At 73.8% G+C, this 16,888-nt stretch carries 15 protein-coding genes and 1 tRNA gene; 7 read left to right on the top strand and 9 right to left on the bottom strand.

All coding sequences use genetic code 11. The annotated features are described in order from the left end of the window. The first annotated feature begins 6 nt into the window (after window positions 1–6). Entirely contained in the window at window positions 7–957 is a 951-nt protein-coding gene (gene nudC, locus ACPYO6_RS08920) for an NAD(+) diphosphatase (RefSeq protein ID WP_425714505.1), read from the top strand. A gap of 135 nt (window positions 958–1,092) precedes the next feature. Here nudC and ACPYO6_RS08915 read toward each other — a convergent pair whose 3' ends face one another. Next, entirely contained in the window at window positions 1,093–1,353 is a 261-nt protein-coding gene (locus ACPYO6_RS08915) for a mycoredoxin (RefSeq protein ID WP_425714504.1), read from the bottom strand. A gap of 254 nt (window positions 1,354–1,607) precedes the next feature. Here ACPYO6_RS08915 and ACPYO6_RS08910 point away from each other — a divergent pair, with 254 nt between their 5' ends. The 3 genes from ACPYO6_RS08910 to ACPYO6_RS08900 all read left to right on the top strand — a co-directional run bounded on the left by ACPYO6_RS08910 (window position 1,608) and on the right by ACPYO6_RS08900 (window position 4,609). Further along, window positions 1,608–3,755, top strand: coding sequence for an ATP-dependent DNA helicase UvrD2 (locus ACPYO6_RS08910; RefSeq protein ID WP_425714503.1), 2,148 nt, complete (start codon window positions 1,608–1,610; stop codon window positions 3,753–3,755). Between the two features lie 200 nt (window positions 3,756–3,955). Continuing rightward, window positions 3,956–4,168, top strand: coding sequence for a hypothetical protein (locus ACPYO6_RS08905; protein WP_425714502.1), 213 nt, complete (start codon window positions 3,956–3,958; stop codon window positions 4,166–4,168). Window positions 4,169–4,252: 84 nt separating this feature from the next. Continuing rightward, window positions 4,253–4,609 (top strand): WhiB family transcriptional regulator, encoded by a 357-nt coding sequence (locus tag ACPYO6_RS08900; protein ID WP_425714501.1) that lies wholly within the window; start codon window positions 4,253–4,255, stop codon window positions 4,607–4,609. 174 nt (window positions 4,610–4,783) lie between these two features. Here ACPYO6_RS08900 and ACPYO6_RS08895 read toward each other — a convergent pair whose 3' ends face one another. Both ACPYO6_RS08895 and ACPYO6_RS08890 read right to left on the bottom strand, forming a co-directional pair. Next, the gene (locus ACPYO6_RS08895; RefSeq protein ID WP_425714500.1) at window positions 4,784–5,878 is read right to left on the bottom strand and encodes a thiamine biosynthesis protein ThiF; all 1,095 of its coding nucleotides are present in this window, start codon (window positions 5,876–5,878) and stop codon (window positions 4,784–4,786) included. A gap of 90 nt (window positions 5,879–5,968) precedes the next feature. Next, window positions 5,969–7,537: a zinc-dependent metalloprotease gene (locus tag ACPYO6_RS08890; RefSeq protein WP_425714499.1), complete on the bottom strand. Its 1,569-nt coding sequence runs from the start codon at window positions 7,535–7,537 to the stop codon at window positions 5,969–5,971. A 124-nt stretch (window positions 7,538–7,661) separates the two neighbouring features. Here ACPYO6_RS08890 and ACPYO6_RS08885 point away from each other — a divergent pair, with 124 nt between their 5' ends. Then, window positions 7,662–8,876: a YlbL family protein gene (locus tag ACPYO6_RS08885; RefSeq protein WP_425714498.1), complete on the top strand. Its 1,215-nt coding sequence runs from the start codon at window positions 7,662–7,664 to the stop codon at window positions 8,874–8,876. A 93-nt stretch (window positions 8,877–8,969) separates the two neighbouring features. Here the strand turns inward: ACPYO6_RS08885 and ACPYO6_RS08880 are convergent, their stop codons facing one another. After that, entirely contained in the window at window positions 8,970–9,602 is a 633-nt protein-coding gene (locus ACPYO6_RS08880; RefSeq protein ID WP_425714497.1) for a PPA1309 family protein, read from the bottom strand. A 216-nt stretch (window positions 9,603–9,818) separates the two neighbouring features. Here ACPYO6_RS08880 and ACPYO6_RS08875 point away from each other — a divergent pair, with 216 nt between their 5' ends. Together ACPYO6_RS08875 and ACPYO6_RS08870 are read left to right on the top strand one after the other, a co-directional pair. Continuing rightward, entirely contained in the window at window positions 9,819–12,878 is a 3,060-nt protein-coding gene (locus ACPYO6_RS08875; RefSeq protein ID WP_425714496.1) for a UPF0182 family protein, read from the top strand. A 282-nt stretch (window positions 12,879–13,160) separates the two neighbouring features. Beyond that, a tRNA-Met gene (locus ACPYO6_RS08870) sits at window positions 13,161–13,234 on the top strand. 107 nt (window positions 13,235–13,341) lie between these two features. Here ACPYO6_RS08870 and ACPYO6_RS08865 read toward each other — a convergent pair. From ACPYO6_RS08865 to ACPYO6_RS08845, 5 genes are all read right to left on the bottom strand, one after another. Next, window positions 13,342–14,295, bottom strand: coding sequence for a carbohydrate kinase family protein (locus tag ACPYO6_RS08865; RefSeq protein ID WP_425714495.1), 954 nt, complete (start codon window positions 14,293–14,295; stop codon window positions 13,342–13,344). A 153-nt stretch (window positions 14,296–14,448) separates the two neighbouring features. Beyond that, a complete protein-coding gene (locus ACPYO6_RS08860) occupies window positions 14,449–14,604 on the bottom strand; it encodes a hypothetical protein (RefSeq protein WP_425714494.1) in 156 nt (51 codons plus the stop codon). Between the two features lie 124 nt (window positions 14,605–14,728). Further along, complete coding sequence (locus ACPYO6_RS08855) at window positions 14,729–15,289, bottom strand: dihydrofolate reductase (protein WP_425714493.1); 561 nt, start codon at window positions 15,287–15,289, stop codon at window positions 14,729–14,731. 2 nt (window positions 15,290–15,291) lie between these two features. After that, window positions 15,292–16,125 (bottom strand): thymidylate synthase, encoded by an 834-nt coding sequence (locus ACPYO6_RS08850; RefSeq protein WP_425714492.1) that lies wholly within the window; start codon window positions 16,123–16,125, stop codon window positions 15,292–15,294. A 222-nt stretch (window positions 16,126–16,347) separates the two neighbouring features. Continuing rightward, entirely contained in the window at window positions 16,348–16,827 is a 480-nt protein-coding gene (locus ACPYO6_RS08845) for an Hsp20/alpha crystallin family protein (RefSeq protein WP_425714491.1), read from the bottom strand. Between the last annotated feature and the right edge of the window lie 61 nt (window positions 16,828–16,888).

Genomic DNA, 16,888 nt, shown 5'->3' with positions numbered 1-16,888 from the left:
GGGGTCATGCTCGCGGACCTGCCCCTCGCCCGATCCACCGTCGACCAGGCCGCCGAGCGGCGCGACGAGGACGGCCTCTACGAGCGGCTGCGTGAGGACCCGACGACCCGGGTGCTGCTCGTGTCCCAGGGCGAGGTGGCGGTCGCCGACGACGCGCTCGTCCTGCTCGCCCCCGCCGACGTCCCGGGAATCACCTGGACCCCGGAGCACGTCCACCTCCTCGGGGCCGACGACGAGCACACCTACCTGTCCGTCGTCCTGCCCGACGAGCTCGGCCGCGAGCGGGACCTCGACGGCGTGCCGATCGTCGAGGACGCGGCGCTCGTCGAGCTCGTGCACGGGCTGCAGACACTCCACCTGCGCGACGTCGGGGACGCGCTGAGCGACCGCGACGCCGGGCTGGCCACGACCGCGGTGGCGCTCGGCGCTTGGCACCGCCGCCACCCGCGCTGCCCGCGGTGCGGGGAGCCGACCGAGGTCCGCAGCGCCGGGTGGATGCGGTGGTGCGCCCAGGACGAGGTGCCGCACTTCCCGCGCACCGACCCGGCCGTCATCGTCGCCCTCGTCGACGACCGCGACCGCCTCATGCTCGGCCACGCCGTGCACTGGCCGCAGGGCCGGTTCTCCACGCTCGCGGGCTACGTCGAGTCGGGGGAGTCCGCCGAGGAGGCCGTGCGGCGCGAGATCATGGAGGAGTCCAACGTCCGGGTCGTCGAGATGGAGTACCGCGGCTCGCAGCCCTGGCCGTTCCCGTGCTCGCTCATGCTCGGCTACACCGCGCGCATCGAGGGCGTCGAGGACGCGCGGCCGGACGGCGAGGAGGTCACCGAGCTGCGGCTCTTCACGCGCGAGGAGCTCGAGAGCGCGGTGCGCCTCGGCGAGGTCTACCTGCCGATGCGCAGCTCGATCGCCCGCTCGCTCATCGAGGACTGGTACGGCGGAGAGCTCCTCGGCTGACCCACCCGTTCCGTCGAGATTGCGGTTGGTGCCCGTCGAGATTGCGGTTGGGAGCCGCCGAGATTGCGGTTCGTCGTCGTGCAGCGGGTCGAGAGTGCGGTGTCGATCTGCCGAGAGTGCGGCCGCACGTAGTACTCACGCCTCGAGGCGCTTGCGGACCTCGCTGAGGGAGGGGTTCGTCGCGGTCGTCCCGTCCGTGAACAGGACGGTGGGGACGACCTCGTTTCCGTCGTTGACCTCGGCCACGAGCCTCGCGGCGTCCGGCGTCTGCTCGATGTCGATCTCGGTGAACGCGATGCCCGCGGAGGTCATCTGCTTCTTGAGGTTCCTGCAGTATCCGCACCAGGTGGTGGTGAACATCGTGACCGAGCCGGGCTGGGGGGCGGTGACCGTCATCGTCATCCTTCGGAAGGGGGTGAGGCGTCGTGCGCCGACCGGCGGGGGCCGGTCCTGCCTGCACCAACACAGTACGCCGTCCGAATTCTTCCCCGTCGGCGTGTCGTGCCCCGTGCCGACGTCGCGCCGTGACGTCCGTCCGTCCGTGCCGGCGCGCGACCGCGCGCCACGGCACGACGCGCCACCGCACGCCACCGCCTGCCCGTCCACAGGCCGGCCCGGCGGTGTCGTCGCCCCCTGAGAGACTGGACCCGATGTCCGCGCCGCTGAACGATGCCCTCGATCCCACCCGTGTCCCCGCCGGATCCGACCTGGCCGGCTCCGACCCGGCCTCCGGAGCGCCCGAGCCGGAGGACCCCGCCCGGCTGCTCGACGCGCTCGACCCGGACCAGCGGGCCGTCGCCGAGCACCTCACCGGCCCCATGTCGGTCCTCGCCGGCGCGGGCACCGGCAAGACCCGCGCCATCACCTACCGCATCGCCTACGGCGTCCGCACCGGCGCCTACGACCCGCGCCGCATGCTCGCCGTCACCTTCACCGCCCGCGCGGCCGGCGAGCTCCGGTCGCGCCTGCGGGACCTCGGCGCGGGCGCCGTCCAGGCCCGCACCTTCCACTCCGCCGCGCTGCGCCAGCTCTCCTACTTCTGGCCCCGTGTCGTCGGCGGACCCGTGCCACAGATCGCCCCCCACAAGGCGAGCCTCGTCGCGGAGGCCGCGGGGCGCCTCGGCCTGGGGGCGGACCGCGTGACGGTGCGCGACCTCGCGGCCGAGGTCGAGTGGGCCAAGGTCAGCCTCGTCACGCCCGAGGACTACCCGCGCATCGCGGCGTCGAAGGACCGCGACGAGGTCGGCGGCCACGATCGCGCGACCATCGCCCGCCTCCTCGAGCTCTACGAGTCGGTCAAGACCGAGCGCGGCGTCATCGACTTCGAGGACGTGCTGCTGTCGATGGTCGCGATGCTCCTCGAGCGCACCGACGTGCGAGACGAGGTGCGCGGCCAGTACAACCGGTTCGTCGTCGACGAGTACCAGGACGTCTCGCCCCTTCAGCAGCGCCTCCTCGATCTGTGGCTCGGGGACAGCAAGGAGCTGTGCGTCGTCGGGGACGTGAGTCAGACGATCTACTCGTTCACCGGCGCGACCCCCCGCTTCCTCACCGAGTTCCCGCGGCGCTACAAGGGCGCCGCCGTCGTCCGTCTCGTGCGGGACTACCGATCCACCCCGCAGGTGGTGCGGGTCGCCAACGAGATCCTCGCCCGCGCCGGCAGCGACCGGGACCGTGCCGCGGTCGAGCTCGTCGCCCAGCGGCCGAGCTCGGTCCCCGTGCGGTACGAGACCTACGACGACGACGCCGCCGAAGCGGCGGGGGTGGCCCGCCGGATCGGTGAGCTGCAGAAGGAAGGGGTGGCCCTGAGCGAGATGGCCGTCCTGTTCCGGACGAACGCCCAGTCCGAGGCGTTCGAGCAGGCGTTCGCGGAGCGCGGCATCGGCTACCTCCTGCGGGGCGGCGAGCGGTTCTTCTCGCGGCGCGAGGTCCGCGACGCGATCGTCCTCCTGCGCGGTGCCGTCCGGTCGATGGCGGACGCCGAGCTCGGGCCGACGGTCCGGGACCTGCTGTCCGGCGCCGGATGGTCGCCCGAGCCGCCCGCCCAGCGCGGTGCCGCCCGGGAGCGGTGGGACGCGCTCGACTCGCTCGTCCAGCTCGCCGACTCGCTCGCGGCGACCCGTCAGGCCGACCTCGGGGACCTCGTCGCGGAGCTCGACGAGCGCGCGTCCGCGCAGCACGCCCCCACGGTCGAGGGCGTCACCCTTGCCTCCCTGCACGCGGCGAAGGGCCTGGAGTGGGACGCGGTCTTCCTCGTCGGCGTCTCCGAGGGGCTCATGCCGATCTCCCACGCCGACGACTACGCCGAGATCGCCGAGGAGCGCCGGCTGCTGTACGTGGGCGTGACCCGGGCCCGGGAGCACCTCCAGCTGAGCTTCGCGCGTGCACGCCAGGCCGGCGGGCGGGCGAGCCGCAAGCGCTCGCGGTTCCTCGACAGCATGTGGCCCGAGGAGGAGCGCGGTGGCCGCGGCGGCGGCGACCGGTCGAGCAAGAAGGCTGCGGCCAAGGCCCGGGCCGAGAGCTTCGCGACGGAGCACCCCGAGGCGGTCGAGCTCTTCGAGCGCCTGCGCACGTGGCGCTCGGAGGCCGCGCGGCTGCGCGGGTGGCCCGCCTACTCGGTGCTTCCCGACGCGACGCTGCAGCAGATCGCCGTCCACCAGCCCGCTGACCTGCGCCAGCTCGGACTCATCCGGGGCGTCGGGGCCACGAAGCTCGACCGCTTCGGCGGCCAGGTGCTCGCCGTCGTGCGCGGCGAGGAGGTCGACGCGGAGGAGTGGCTGAGCCGCACGGAGGGGTGAGCAGGACGGGGCGCCCGACGGTCGTCCGACACGTACCCAGGACCGCCGCCCGGACCGCCGCGTGGCGATCTCGAAAGTCCGTCCGTTAATTCCCTTGTGCCTCGGATGGGGGCCGCCTACTGTCGCTGTTGTCCGTGTCGAACGGGATCGGGTCTAGCCAGCCACGACGATCCCCTGGTGAGGAGAAGGAGGTGCTCGAGATGAGGAACAGCAGCTACGCGATCGGTATCGATCTCGCCGTGTCCGCTGTGAACGCGCGCAATGCGTTCGCGAGCACCTCCGCGTGCGCAGGTGGCGTCGCCGCTGCGGGCCTTCGTGATCGCGGCGCCGATGCTGCCGGGGAGAACTCTGCGTTCCCCCGTCCGCGGAACCTCGCGCGCCCCACGGCGCACCTCCGTCCCGACCTGGGCTGACACGCTCCGCGTGCGCCGTCGGGACAACCCGACGGCCTCGTCGCCGTCCCCCACCAGGAGACCGACGCACCACCGGAGCACCCGATGACCACGCAGACCACTGCGTACCTGGCCCCATCCATCAGGACCGACGCGACGACGCGCCCCACCACCGCCTCGATCGGCCTCGCGCGCCCGTCGCACAGCACCGACGAGGGCGACCCGGCGGCCCTGCCCTGCCTCACCTCTGACGACCCCGACCTGTGGTTCGCCGAGCGGACCACCGAGGTCGAGCTGGCCAAGTCCATGTGCGGCCCCTGCCCCCTGCGGGAGGCCTGCCTGGCCGGCGCCGTCGAGCGCGGTGAGCCGTGGGGCGTCTGGGGCGGCGAGGTCTTCGTCGACGGCGTCGTCGTGGCCGTCAAGCGCGGCCGCGGTCGTCCGCGGAAGAACGCCGCCGCCTGAGGGACGAGTGAGGGGCGGGCGGGCGCCCGGCACACCTGCCGAGCGCCCGCCCGTCACCTGTGTGCTGCCGCCCGTCACCCGCGCGGGCTGGGAGCCCGACGACGAACCCCTCACGACGACGAACCCCTCAAGACGACGACCGGTCGCCTCGTGAGACCTCACCCGGTGACCCGCTCATCCCGTGACCCCGGACCCCCTCGTGGGCTCCGGACCGGTGCACCCGCAGTCCGGGTGCACCGGCCACTCACGCCGCAGCTCGGCCCCGTCGAGGTCGAGCTCGACCGACGCCCCGGTCAGCGCGGGCCGCCCGCCCGGCGCCCGCAGGAGCTCGAGGGCGGCGCGCACCGCGGTCCCGGCCGCCCAGCTCGCCTGCGTGTAGGGCTCGGCCTGCTCCGGCAGGACCCGCAGCTGGGTGGCGACCGCCGGCCACGCCCGCTCGGACCGAGCGCGGGCGAGGTCGAGGCACCGCGCGCACGGCCCCCGGCCGGGGACGACGAGCGGACCGACGGTCGTGGCGAGCTCCCCGACGACGACGACCAGATGCGGTACGTCCTCCTGCGTCAGGCGGCGGAGGAGGGGCGGGTCGCTCACGCGGGAGGTCGTCACCACCACGAGATCGGGCCAGGTGCCCGCCGGGGCGCCGAACCGGAGCAGCGGTGCGGCGGAGCGCAGGTCCTCGGCGACCCGCGACTCCCGCGGCCGGCCGACGTCGGTCGACCGGTAGGGGAGGACGTCGGTCGACAGGACGGGGGAGGGGTCCGAGAGCAGCAGGGTGCCGACCCCGGCCGCGGCCAGTCCGGCGGCCGTGAGCGCGCCGGTGCGCCCGAGGCCGGTGACGCCGACGACCGCGGATGCGAGCGCGTCGACAGCACCGGCCGCTCCCGCGATACCGGCCGCCCCAGCGAGACCGGCCGCCCCCGCGAGCCCCGCCCGCTCTCGCCACTGCGCGTCGCCGGTCGTCCCGTCTCCCGCGGGGCGCAGGGAGGGAGACCCGCCGTGCGCCGTCCGCCCGTCGACCGACGGAGGTTCCGTCACCACTCCGGCGCGCGTGAGCAGCTCGACGAGGCGGTCCACCCGGGCCGAGCTCACGCCCGACGCCGCACCCCGGCGGCGCAGGTCCTGCCGCGAGGGGGAGCCGGCCAGGGCCTCGATCAGCTGCTGCTCGGCGCCGCTGAGCCCCTCGAGCACCACGGCGCACCGAGGGTCGCTCCCGACCTGCGAGGAACCGGCTCCCCGCCACAGCACGTCCATCCCGGACACCAGTCGCATCTCGACCACCCCCGGGGCAGACGCTGCCACCCGGACGGGGGCGCGCGCCCGGGTCGTCCCCAGGTCGCGCGGGCTGTGGACGGCGGTGCGTCAGCCGCCCGGAGGGGCCTCGTCGTCGGAGCCATCCCCGCCCGAACCGTCCGTTCGGGAGTCGCCTTCGCCCGAGCCGTCCCCGGTCTCGCTCGAGCCCGCGTCTTCATCGGAGGCATCGTCCGAGGCCGCGCCGTCACCCGCGCCGTCGCCCGCGTCGCCACCTGCTTGCCCGTCGCCGTCCTCGGCGAAGAGCTCGGCGAGGAAGGAGTCGACGTCGGAGGTCTCCTCGGCGGCCTTCTCCCGCCCGGCGGCGAAGCCCTCGGGGTCGGCGAGCTCCTCGGCCGTGGGCAGGACGTCCGGGTGGGACCACAGCTCGTCGCGGGCCTCCTGGCCGCGCTCCGCGCCGTAGAGCTCCCACAGGCGCGCGGCCTCGCGCAGGCTGCGCGGCCGCAGATCGAGGCCGACCAGGGTGGAGAAGGTCTGCTCGGCGGGGCCGCCGGCCGCCCGGCGCCGGCGGAGCATCTCGCGCAGCTGGACCCCGTGCGGCAGGTGCGGGGCGACGGCGCGGGCCGTCACCTCCTCCACCCAGCCCTCGACGAGCGCGAGCAGCGTGGCGAGCCGGCCGAGGGCCGCCTCCTGCTCGGGGGTGTCGTCCTGGTCGAACACGCCGCCGGACATCGCCCCGCGCAGCGCGTCCGGGTCGGTGGGGTCGACGGACCGAACCGCGTCCTCGATCTTCGAGGTGTCGATCGTGATCGCGCGCGCGTAGGCGGTGACGGCGTCGACCACCCCGGCGCGCAGCCACGGGGAGTGCGCGAAGACCCGGGCGTGCGCGAGCTCGCGGACGGCGAGGAAGTGGCGCACCTCGTCGAGCGGGATCTCGAGCCCCTCGGCGAACGCGGCGACGTTCGCGGGCACGAGGGCGGCGCCGGGGTCGGCGAGCAGCGGGATCGAGATGTCGGTCGTGCCGACCACCTCGCGGGCGAGCGTGCCCACGGCCTGGCCGAGCTGCATGCCGTAGACGGCCTGCCCGATCTGGCCGAGCAGCCCGCTCTCGTCGCCAAGCTGCGCGCCGAACGCCTTGATCTCCTCGGGGGCGTCCTCGAGCTGCTTGCCGATGGCCCCCGCGAGCGCGTGGGACATCGAGGCCGCGACCGGCTCGGCGAGCGAGCGGAACATCGGCAGGGTGCGCTCGACCCAGGCCGCCCGGGTGAGGGCCTCGCGCGGGCCGCCGGCCGGCGGGAGCTCGGTGGCGACGTCGAGCCACAGGTCCGCGGCGCGCAGGGCCGCGCGGACGGCGTCGGCCTCGGCGGACGTGACCGCAGGGTCGCCCTCCGCGGTGGCGGTGCGTCGCGCCAGGTCGGTGGCGAGCCGCCAGTTGACGGGGCCGCTGCCGTCGGGCCGCATCATCGCCTGGACCTGCGCGATGAGCGGGCCGAGGGACGCGGCGTCGCCGGGCAGGCCGGCCGCCTGGCCCATGGCCGCTGGGTCCATGCCGGCGCTGCGCATCGCCTGGACGGCCTGCGCGGCGGCCTCCGGGCCGAGCATCGAGGAGAGCATCTCCTCCCAGCTGCTCCTGTCGGCGTCGCCGTCCTCGGGCTCGCGCGGGGCGGGGTCCTGGCTCATGGCACTCCTCGGCTTCGATCGGACTCCCACGGTAGTGCGCCGCGAGCCCCGCGCCGCGCCCGGTTCGCCCACGGCTAAGGCCGGCGCGCGACCGCGCGGTGCCCGCCGGAGGCATGATGTCCGGGTGCCGAACCCGAACCACCTCTACCCGTCGGGCGACGACGCCTACGCACCCTCGCGCGCGGACGGCCCGTACGCGGTGGGCCCCGACGCCCACGACGGCCCCGACGACGCGCCCGGCCCGCTGACCGCCCGCACCCTCACGCTCGCGATCTCCGGCGGCCTGTCGGTCCTGCTGCTCCTCGTCATCATGCTCGTCCCGCTCCCGTACGCGGTCGAGCGGCCCGGTCCGACCGTCGACACGCTCGGTGAGCTCGACGGCCACCCGCTCATCACCGTCGACGGCGCGGAGACCTACCCCACCAGCGGCGAGCTGCGCCTGACCACGGTCTCCACCGTCGGCGGCCCCGGCCACCCCGTGACGGCCGGCGACGTCGTGCGTGCCTGGGTGCTCGGCTCCGAGACCGTGGTCCCGCGCGAGGCGGTGTTCTCCCCGTCGGAGACGTCGGAGGAGATCGCGCAGCGCGGCGAGGCCCAGATGCTCTCCTCGCAGACGAACGCCACCGTGGCCGCGCTGACCGAGCTCGGGTACGACATCCCGATGACGCTCACGGTCTCGGCGGTCGCGGAGGAGTCCGGGGCGGCGGGGCAGATCGAGGTCGACGACGTCATCACCGGCATCGCGGCGCCCGGCGGGCAGGTCGAGGACGTCGCCGACTATCAGCAGCTCGTCGGCACCCTGGGGGAGGTCCCGCCGGGAGAGACGGTGCAGGTCCGGGTCGAGCGCGGTGGCGCGGAGGAGGTCGTCGAGGTCGTGACGACGGCGCCGCCGGTGGACGCCTCGGGCGCGCCGGTCCAGGAGGGCTCGCTCCTCGGCGTCGGGATCCTGCCGGACCCGGACGTCCCCGTCGACATTGCGTTCGACATCGACCGGATCGGCGGCCCGTCGGCCGGCACGATGTTCGCGCTCGCGATCATCGACATGCTCACCGAGGGCGAGATGACGGGCGGGGAGGAGATCGCCGGGACCGGGACGATGGATCTCGCCGGCCGCGTCGGCCCGATCGGGGGCATCCGCAAGAAGATGGTCGGCGCGGTCGACGACGGTGCCGAGTGGTTCCTCGCCCCCGCGGCGAACTGCGCCGAGACGGTGGGCTACGTGCCGGACGGCCTGCAGGTCGTCCGCGTGACCACGCTGGCCGAGGCACAGACCGCGGTCGAGGAGATCGCGGCCGGACGCGGCGACGAGCTGCCGGGCTGCGAGGCCGTCGGCGACTGAGGTCGAGCGCCGCGCGGCGCTCGACGGCCGTCCGTCGAGGGCCCGTACCGAGGGCGGCGACCGGCCGGCCCCGAGATCGCCCGCCCGCGCCCGCTACTCGAAGGTCGCCGCCAGGGCGTGGACGAGTCCCGGCACGGCGTCGGGGGAGCCGGCGACCATCGTGTCGTCGTCGTGGGCCCGGGTGCGCAGCGCGCACCAGGACTCCCCGCTGCGCAGCACGCCGACCGCCATCCGCACGTCCTCGCGGGCCGGGTGCGCACGCAGGGCGGCGAGCGACTCCTCGGGGTCGCTCGGCAGCCCGGCCTCGGCCTCCGGCGGCACGACGATCCGCTCGACGACGATCGCGGCCCCGGCGACCTCGTCCGGCCAGGCCAGCCGGCCGAGGAGCTCGTCGAGGGTGTCCGCCTCCGGCAGTCCCTCCTGCTCGACAGCGAAGAGATGCTCGGGGTCCGCGCGCCCCGCCAGCACCGCCTCGACGCCGAGGCTCGACTCGATCGACGGGTCCGCCGCGAGCGCCTCGCCCGTGCGCACGAGCGCCGCGACGACGACGGGCCCGTCCCACCCGGACCGCGCGGCGTGCCGCTCGAGGTCCATCACGGCGGCCCGCACGGCGGAGGTCCGCGGCGTCGGGGCGTCCGCGCCCTCGCCGGGCGAACCGGCACCGGGCGGGGGGTTCGTCGTCGGGCCGTCGTTCTCGGGGGTGGCGGGGCTCGCGGCGTCGGTCATGGAGCCATCCTCGCCCACCCGGCGGGGGTGTCGCCGTCGTGCGTCGGTCCCCGGTGCTGCGCCGTGCGCGAACAACGTGGTGAGCGCCTCCCGGGCGCGCCTCGTCGCGGTCGTCCCACCGCTTACCCTGGGGGAGACCGTCGACAGTCGTGGGTCCCGATGCCGGGTCGCGCGACCGCACATTCGTGAGGTGCCTTCCGCGTGACCATTCCACCCATGTCCCGACCAGGCCGCGCGCAGGGCCCACGGCCCTCCTCCGGGTCCAACGAGCGCACGATCGGCACCCTCGCGATGACGATCATCGTCATCGGCGTGCTCGGCGCCCTCGTGTTCGCGTTCGCGCAGGTGTGGACCGAGCTGTCCTGGTACTACCAGGTCGGGTACGAGGGGGTCGTCTACCGCGAGTGGGGCTCGCGCGCCGTCCTGTTCCTCATCGGGCTCGTCGTCACCGCGGCCGTCGTCCTCGCCTGCCTGGAGATCGCCTACCGGTCGCGCAAGGTCTATGCGCCCACCACACCGGAGGAGCGCAACCTCGACCGCTACCGCGGCATGATCGAGCCGCGCCGCCGCCTGCTGTTCCTCGCGGCCGCGCTCGTCCCGGGCGTGTTCGTCGGCATGCGTCTGCAGGCCGCCTGGCGCGAGATCCTCCTGTGGCTCAACGGTCAGTCGTTCGGCACCACGGACCCGCAGTTCGGCCTCGACATGGGGTTCTTCGTCTTCACGCTCCCCGCGCTGCGGGCCCTCCTCGGGGTCGTCATGACGATCGTCGTCCTCGGCCTCGTCGCCACGGTGGTCGCGCACTACCTGTACGGCGGGCTCTCGCTCGCCCGCAAGGACAGCCGCGTCTCCCGCGGCGCCCGGGTCCAGCTCGGCGTCCTCGCCGCGATCTTCGCCCTCCTGCTCGGCGCCTCGTACTGGCTCGACCGGTACTCGCTGCTCGTCGGCAACAACCAGCGGTTCTCCGGTGCGTCCTACGCGGACGTCAACGCCGCGCTCCCGGGCCGTGGCGTGCTCGCCGCGATCGCGGTCCTCGTCGCCGTGATGTTCGTTGTCGCGGCCGTGCGTGGCACGTGGCGCCTGCCCGCCGCCGGGGTGGCGATGATGGTGGTCGCGGCGATCGTCGTCGGGACCGCGTACCCGGCGATCGTCCAGCGCTTCGAGGTCGAGCCGAACGCCATCGAGGCGGAGTCCCCGTACATCCAGCGCAACATCGAGGCCACACGGGCGGCGTACGGGCTCGACGGGGTGCAGTCGGAGGCCTACGAGCCCACGACCGACGTCGAGCGCGGCCAGCTCGGCCAGGACAGCGCCGCCACCACGCAGATCCGTCTGCTCGACCCGAACCTCGTCTCGCCGACCTTCGACCAGCTCCAGCAGATCCGCCAGTATTACGGCTTCCCGCCGCAGCTGAGCGTCGACCGGTACGAGCTCGACGGCGAGATGCAGGACACGGTCATCTCCGTCCGCGAGGTCAACCACGACGGCCTCAGCGCCGAGCAGCGCACCTGGGTCAACGAGCACACGGTCTACACCCACGGGTTCGGGGTGGTCGCGGCCCAGGGCAACTCGGTCGACTCCGACGGGCGTCCGCTGTTCTTCCAGGAGGGCATCCCGTCGGAGGGCGCGCTCGGCGACTACGAGCCGCGCGTGTACTTCGGGCAGGACACCGACTTCTACTCGATCGTCGGCGCGCCCGAGGGTACGGACCCGTGGGAGCTCGACTACCCCGCGGACTCCGCCCCGAACGGCCAGGTCAACTCGACCTTCACCGGCGACGGCGGCCCGTCGATCGGCAACATCTTCGAGCGCGCGATGTTCGCCATGCGGTTCGGCGACGTCCAGCTGATGTTCTCCGACCGCGTGACCTCGGAGTCCCAGATCCTCTTCCACCGCGACCCGCACGAGCGCGTGGCCCGCGCCGCCCCGTACCTCACCCTCGACTCGCGGGCCTACCCGGCGGTGGTGGACGACGACGACGATCCCGAGACGCCGTCGCGGCTCGTGTGGATCATCGACGGGTACACGACGTCGAACGACTACCCCTACTCCGCGCGGGAGTCGCTCGAGGAGGCCACCGAGGACTCGCTGTCCGAGGGGCAGGCGGGTGTCGCCGGCACCGCCTATGTGCCGGAGCAGGTCAACTACATCCGCAACTCGGTCAAGGCCGTGGTCGACGCCTACGACGGCTCGGTCACGCTCTACGAGTGGGAGCAGGAGGAGGGGGAGAACCCGGACCCCGTCCTCGAGGCGTGGCAGTCCGTGTTCCCCGAGAGCAACATCCAGCCGATCTCAGAGATGAGCGGCGACCTCATGGCGCACATGCGCTACCCGGAGGACCTGTTCAAGGTGCAGCGCTCGCTGCTCGCCGAGTACCACGTCACGGACGCGGCGACCTTCTACTCCGGCTCGGACTTCTGGAACATCCCGACCGACCCGACGGCGTCCGACAACGGCGTCCAGCAGCCGCCTTTCTACCTCACGCTGCAGATGCCCGGACAGGACGAGGCGACCTTCTCGCTCTCGACCGCCTACATCCCGGGCGGTGAGAACCCGCGGAACGTGCTGACGGGCTTCTTCGCCGTCGACTCGGAGACCGGCGACACCCCGGGGGAGGTGCGGGACGGCTACGGGGACCTCCGACTGATCGAGCTCCCGAGGAACTCGACCGTGCCGGGACCCGGGCAGGTGCAGAACAACTTCAACTCCAGCCCGGAGGTCTCCACGGAGCTCAACCTGCTGCGGCAGGGCGGGTCCGACGTCCTCCTCGGCAACCTGCTCACCCTGCCCGTGGGTGGCGGCCTGCTCTACGTCCAGCCGGTGTACGTCCAGTCCTCCGGCGGCACCGCGTACCCGACGCTCCAGCGCGTGCTGGTCGGCTTCGGCGACGAGATCGGGTTCGCCCCGACCCTCGACGAGGCGCTCGACCAGATCTTCGACGGCGAGTCCGGCGCGGCCACGAGCGAGGGCGCGGGCGTCGAGTCCCCGTCCGAGGGGGCCGAGCCTGAGGAGCCCACGGGGTCCGTCGAGGTCCCGGCGGCGGCACAGCAGCGGCTCGACGAGGCGCTCGCCGAGATGCAGACCGCCCTGGCCGAGTCGAACGAGGCCATGGCGGCCGGCGACTGGGCGGCGTACGGCGAGGCGCAGGAGCGGCTCACGGCGGCCGTCGAGGAGGCGATCGCCGCGCAGGACGAGATCGCGTCGGCCACCGGCGGCGAGTCGGTGGGCGAGTCCGCCTCCGAGGCGCCCTCGGCCGGCGTGGAGACGCCGAGCGAGTAGGACAGGCGGGATCGCCTGACGAGGACGGCCCCCGACGACGAGCTGCGTGCTCGTCGTCGGGGGCCGTTGTCGTGGGAGGTGGGCGTGCTCGACCCGGGGTTGCTCCACGCGAGCCGGCTCCACCGAGCTCCACCGATGGGGGGGGGAGGGCGGCACGAATAGGCCCTGATTCGTGCCGGTTGCCCCCCACCGGTGAGGAGGAGCGTCGGAGCCAATGGTGAGCGGACCCACGTCCACGCCGGTTGAGTCCCCGTTTCCCGTGTCGTAATGTTGAGGAGTCGCCGCGGGGTGGAGCAGTTCGGTAGCTCGCCGGGCTCATAACCCGGAGGTCGCAGGTTCGAATCCTGTCCCCGCTACTACGCGCCAGGCGCACACGAAGGCCCGGACCACATGGTCCGGGCCTTCGTGCATGTGTGGGGCGATCCGGCCGGGTGCACCTCGCCGCGCACCCGGCCGAGCGCCGTCAGACAGTCGGGATGTGCTGCTTGCGGAACTCGTTCGCCTGCTCGTACGACTCGAGGCCGGCGTCGGAGCCGAGGCCGGTGGCGACGAGCGACCCGCACGCCATGCCGAGGCGCGCCGCCTCCTCGACGGGCTCGCCGTCGAGCAGCCCGCGGATGAAGCCGGCGGCGAAGGCGTCGCCGCAGCCGGTGGTGTCGACGACGTCGACCGTCGTGGTCGGGTAGCGCACGTCGATGCTGTCGCCCGAGCTGATCGACACGCCCTCGGCGCCGAGCGTGATGATCGCCGTGCCCACGCCGCGGTCGAGGAACCAGCGGGCGGCGTCGGCGTAGGTCTCGGCGCCGGTCAGCAGCAGCGAGTCGTCGTCCGAGGGCAGGATGTAGTCGATCAGAGGGAGGATCGGGTCGAGCGCCGCGTGGTCGGACGCCCCGCCGTCGGTGGGCAGGAGGTCGACAGTCACGGTGATGCCGCGGTCCTTGGCCCGGCGGAGGAACTCGACCGACGTGTCGCCGTCGATGCCCGGCATGAGGCCGACCCCGCCGAGGTGGATGTGCTCGATGCCCTCGAGGATCGAGTCCCCGAGGTCGTCGGCGGAGATCTGGCCGTTGGCGCCGACCACGTGCAGCGCCGGGCGCGAGCCGTCGCGACGGATGTTGAGCATCGACGCGGACGTCGGGGCAGCGGCCGAGCTGCGGAGCCCGGAGACGTCGACGCCCTCGCGCGTCATCTGGTCGCGGACGAACTGACCGAGGGCGTCCTCACCGACGACGCCGGTCGTCGCGATCGGCACCCCGAGGCGGGCGAGGTTGACGGCCGGGGCGGCGGCGGTGCCGGCGACGGTCAGCTTGATCTCGTCGAGCAGGGTGAGGCCCTGCCCCTCGGGGATGGCGTCGACGTAGCGGCCGAGCACGTCGGCGATGTGCAGGCCGATGGTGCGGACTCGAGCGTTGGACACGGTTCCTCCTGGGCGTCGTCGGACGGAGTAACCGCGCGGGGGCGCGGACCTTCGAGTGTATGACCAGGTGAGGCGGGGGATCCGGGACGTTCGGCCGTGGGGCGCCCGTTGGCCTTGGCTAGCGGGCGCCCGACGCCGAGGAGCCGGGTTCGGTCAGGGCAGCCGTCGCCCGCGGAGCAGGCGGGCGACCGTGCCGCCGATGCTGCGACCGGAGACGGGGCGTCCGCCCGGTGCTCGGCGCCGCGCGGTGGGGCCGGGGGCGGGACGGGTCGTGCGGCGCACGAGCCTGGAGATGCGGCCGAGAATCATCGTTCGCTCCATCCATGAGGTTGGTGGTGCCGGACGTGCACCGTAAGCACGCCAGGTCCGCCCTGTCGCGGCGAGAGGCACGGGAGACCGCGGTGGCCGAGGCCCCACCGCCGGCGGCGTCGGCTCAGCGGCGGCGGAGCTCGCGGAACCGGTAGCGCGTGCCTGTGGACGACGTCAGCCAGCCCACGGCCGGCTCCCGGGCGACCTCGACCCACTCGGCGGGGTCCAACATGGGCGCCCGCACGAGGGTCGGGTCGTCGCCCAGCGTGACGTCGATGTCGGTGATCACCGCGCGGCGCACGTGCGGCAGGGCCGCGGCGTAGACCTGGCCACCGCCCATGACCCAGCCGTCCTCCCCGGCGAGGTCGAGCGCCTCGGCGAGCTCCGGCGTCGTGCGGGCTCCGGGGAAGTCCGCCGGGTCACCGGAGGTGAGGACGACGTTGAGCCGCCCCGGCAGGGGACGGAAGCGTTCGGGCAGGGAGGCCCAGGTGCGCCGCCCCATGACCACCGTGTGGCCACGGGTGACGGTGCGGAAGTGCGCGAGGTCCTCGGGCACGTGCCAGGGCATCGCTGTGCCGTCGCCGATGACGCCGTCGAGGGACTGCGCCCAGATCGCGCCGGGGCCGGTCACGAGGTCGGGGCCGGGTGCGAGGGTGCCGGGCTCGTCGTCGTCGGGGATGGGCACGGTCAGACGGCGACAGGTGCCTTGATGGCCGGGTGGTGCTCGTAGCCCTCGACGACGACGTCGGCGATCTCGTGGTCGAAGATCGACTTCCGCGGCGCGAGGCGGAGCGTGGGGAACGGGTACGGCTCGCGGCTCAGCTGCTCGGTCACCTGGTCCACATGGTTGTCGTAGACGTGGCAGTCGCCGCCCGTCCAGATGAAGTCGCCGACCTCGAGCCCCACCTGCGCGGCCACCATGTGGGTGAGGAGCGCGTAGGAGGCGATGTTGAAGGGCACGCCGAGGAAGAGGTCCGCGCTGCGCTGGTAGAGCTGGCAGGACAGCTTCCCGTCGGCCACGTAGAACTGGAACATCACGTGGCACGGCATGAGCGCCATCTTGTCGAGCTCGGCCACGTTCCAGGCCGAGACGAGGATGCGGCGCGAGTCCGGGTTGGTGCGCAGCTGCTCGAGGACCGCGCTGATCTGGTCGACGTGGCTGCCGTCCGGCGTGGGCCACGAGCGCCACTGGACGCCGTAGACGGGGCCGAGGTCGCCGTCCTCGCCGGCCCACTCGTTCCAGATGCGGATGCCGTTGTCCTGGAGCCAGCGGACGTTGGAGTCGCCCGAGAGGAACCACAGCAGCTCGCCGACGATCGACTTGAGGTGCACCTTCTTCGTCGTCACCAGCGGGAACCCCTGGGCGAGGTCGAAGCGCATCTGGTGGCCGAAGACCGAGCGTGTGCCGGTGCCGGTGCGGTCGGACTTCCTGGCGCCGGTCTCCATGACCAGCCGGAGGAGGTCCTCGTAGGCGGTGCTCACGGTGGTGGGGCCGACGGTCGCGGGTGCAGTGGTCGTCACCGGGTCATCGTAGGTCGGTCGGGCGGCGAGTCGACAGGGCCCGGCCGGGTGCGGCGGAGTGGCACGCACGACGGCGGCGCGGCACGAGCGATGGCCCGGCGTGTGCGCGCGGAGGGGGAGCACGGTGGCCCGGCGTACGACGGCGTACGACGGCGGCCGGACGCGTGGTGCGTCCGGCCGCCGTCGGGGTCGGTCCGGCGTCGTGCGAGGCGCCGGGGGCGATCAGGCCTGCGCGGTGTGCTCCTGGGGTGCGGAGTCGGTCGCGGAGCCGGTCGACGCGGCGTCGATCGTGGTCGAGCCCGTGCCGTGCGTGACGGCGATCTTGCGGGCGCGGTTCTCCTCCGAGACCGGGATCCGCAGCGAGAGGACGCCGTCGGCGTAGGTGGCCTCGATGCGGTCGAGCGCCACGCCGTATCCGAGCGTGAGCTGGCGGGCGAACGTGCCCGAGGGCCGCTCGTGGGTCAGCCACTCGGCCCCCTCCGGCGCACCGGCGGTGCGCTCGGCGCGGACGGTGAGCGTGCGGTCCTCGACGTCGACGTCGATCGACGCCGGGTCCACGCCCGGGAGGTCGATCGTGGCGACGTAGGCATCGCCGGAGCGGTAGAGGTCGAGCGGCATGCCGGGCGAGCTCGGCGCCTGACGCATGGGGTTGAGCATGCGCTCGAGCTCGCGGAACGGGTCGGCGGTGCGGTAGGTGGCCATGGGTGGGGTCCTTCCTCGGTCGGGGCCGGGTGGGTCGCCCGGCGTCATGACCCCATTGTTG

The sequence above is a fragment of the Georgenia sp. Z1344 genome, assembly GCF_049856295.1.
Lineage (GTDB): Bacteria > Actinomycetota > Actinomycetes > Actinomycetales > Actinomycetaceae > JB111.
The sequence above is the reverse complement of the archived record's forward strand: the minus strand, read 5'-3'. Positions and strand labels throughout refer to the sequence as shown.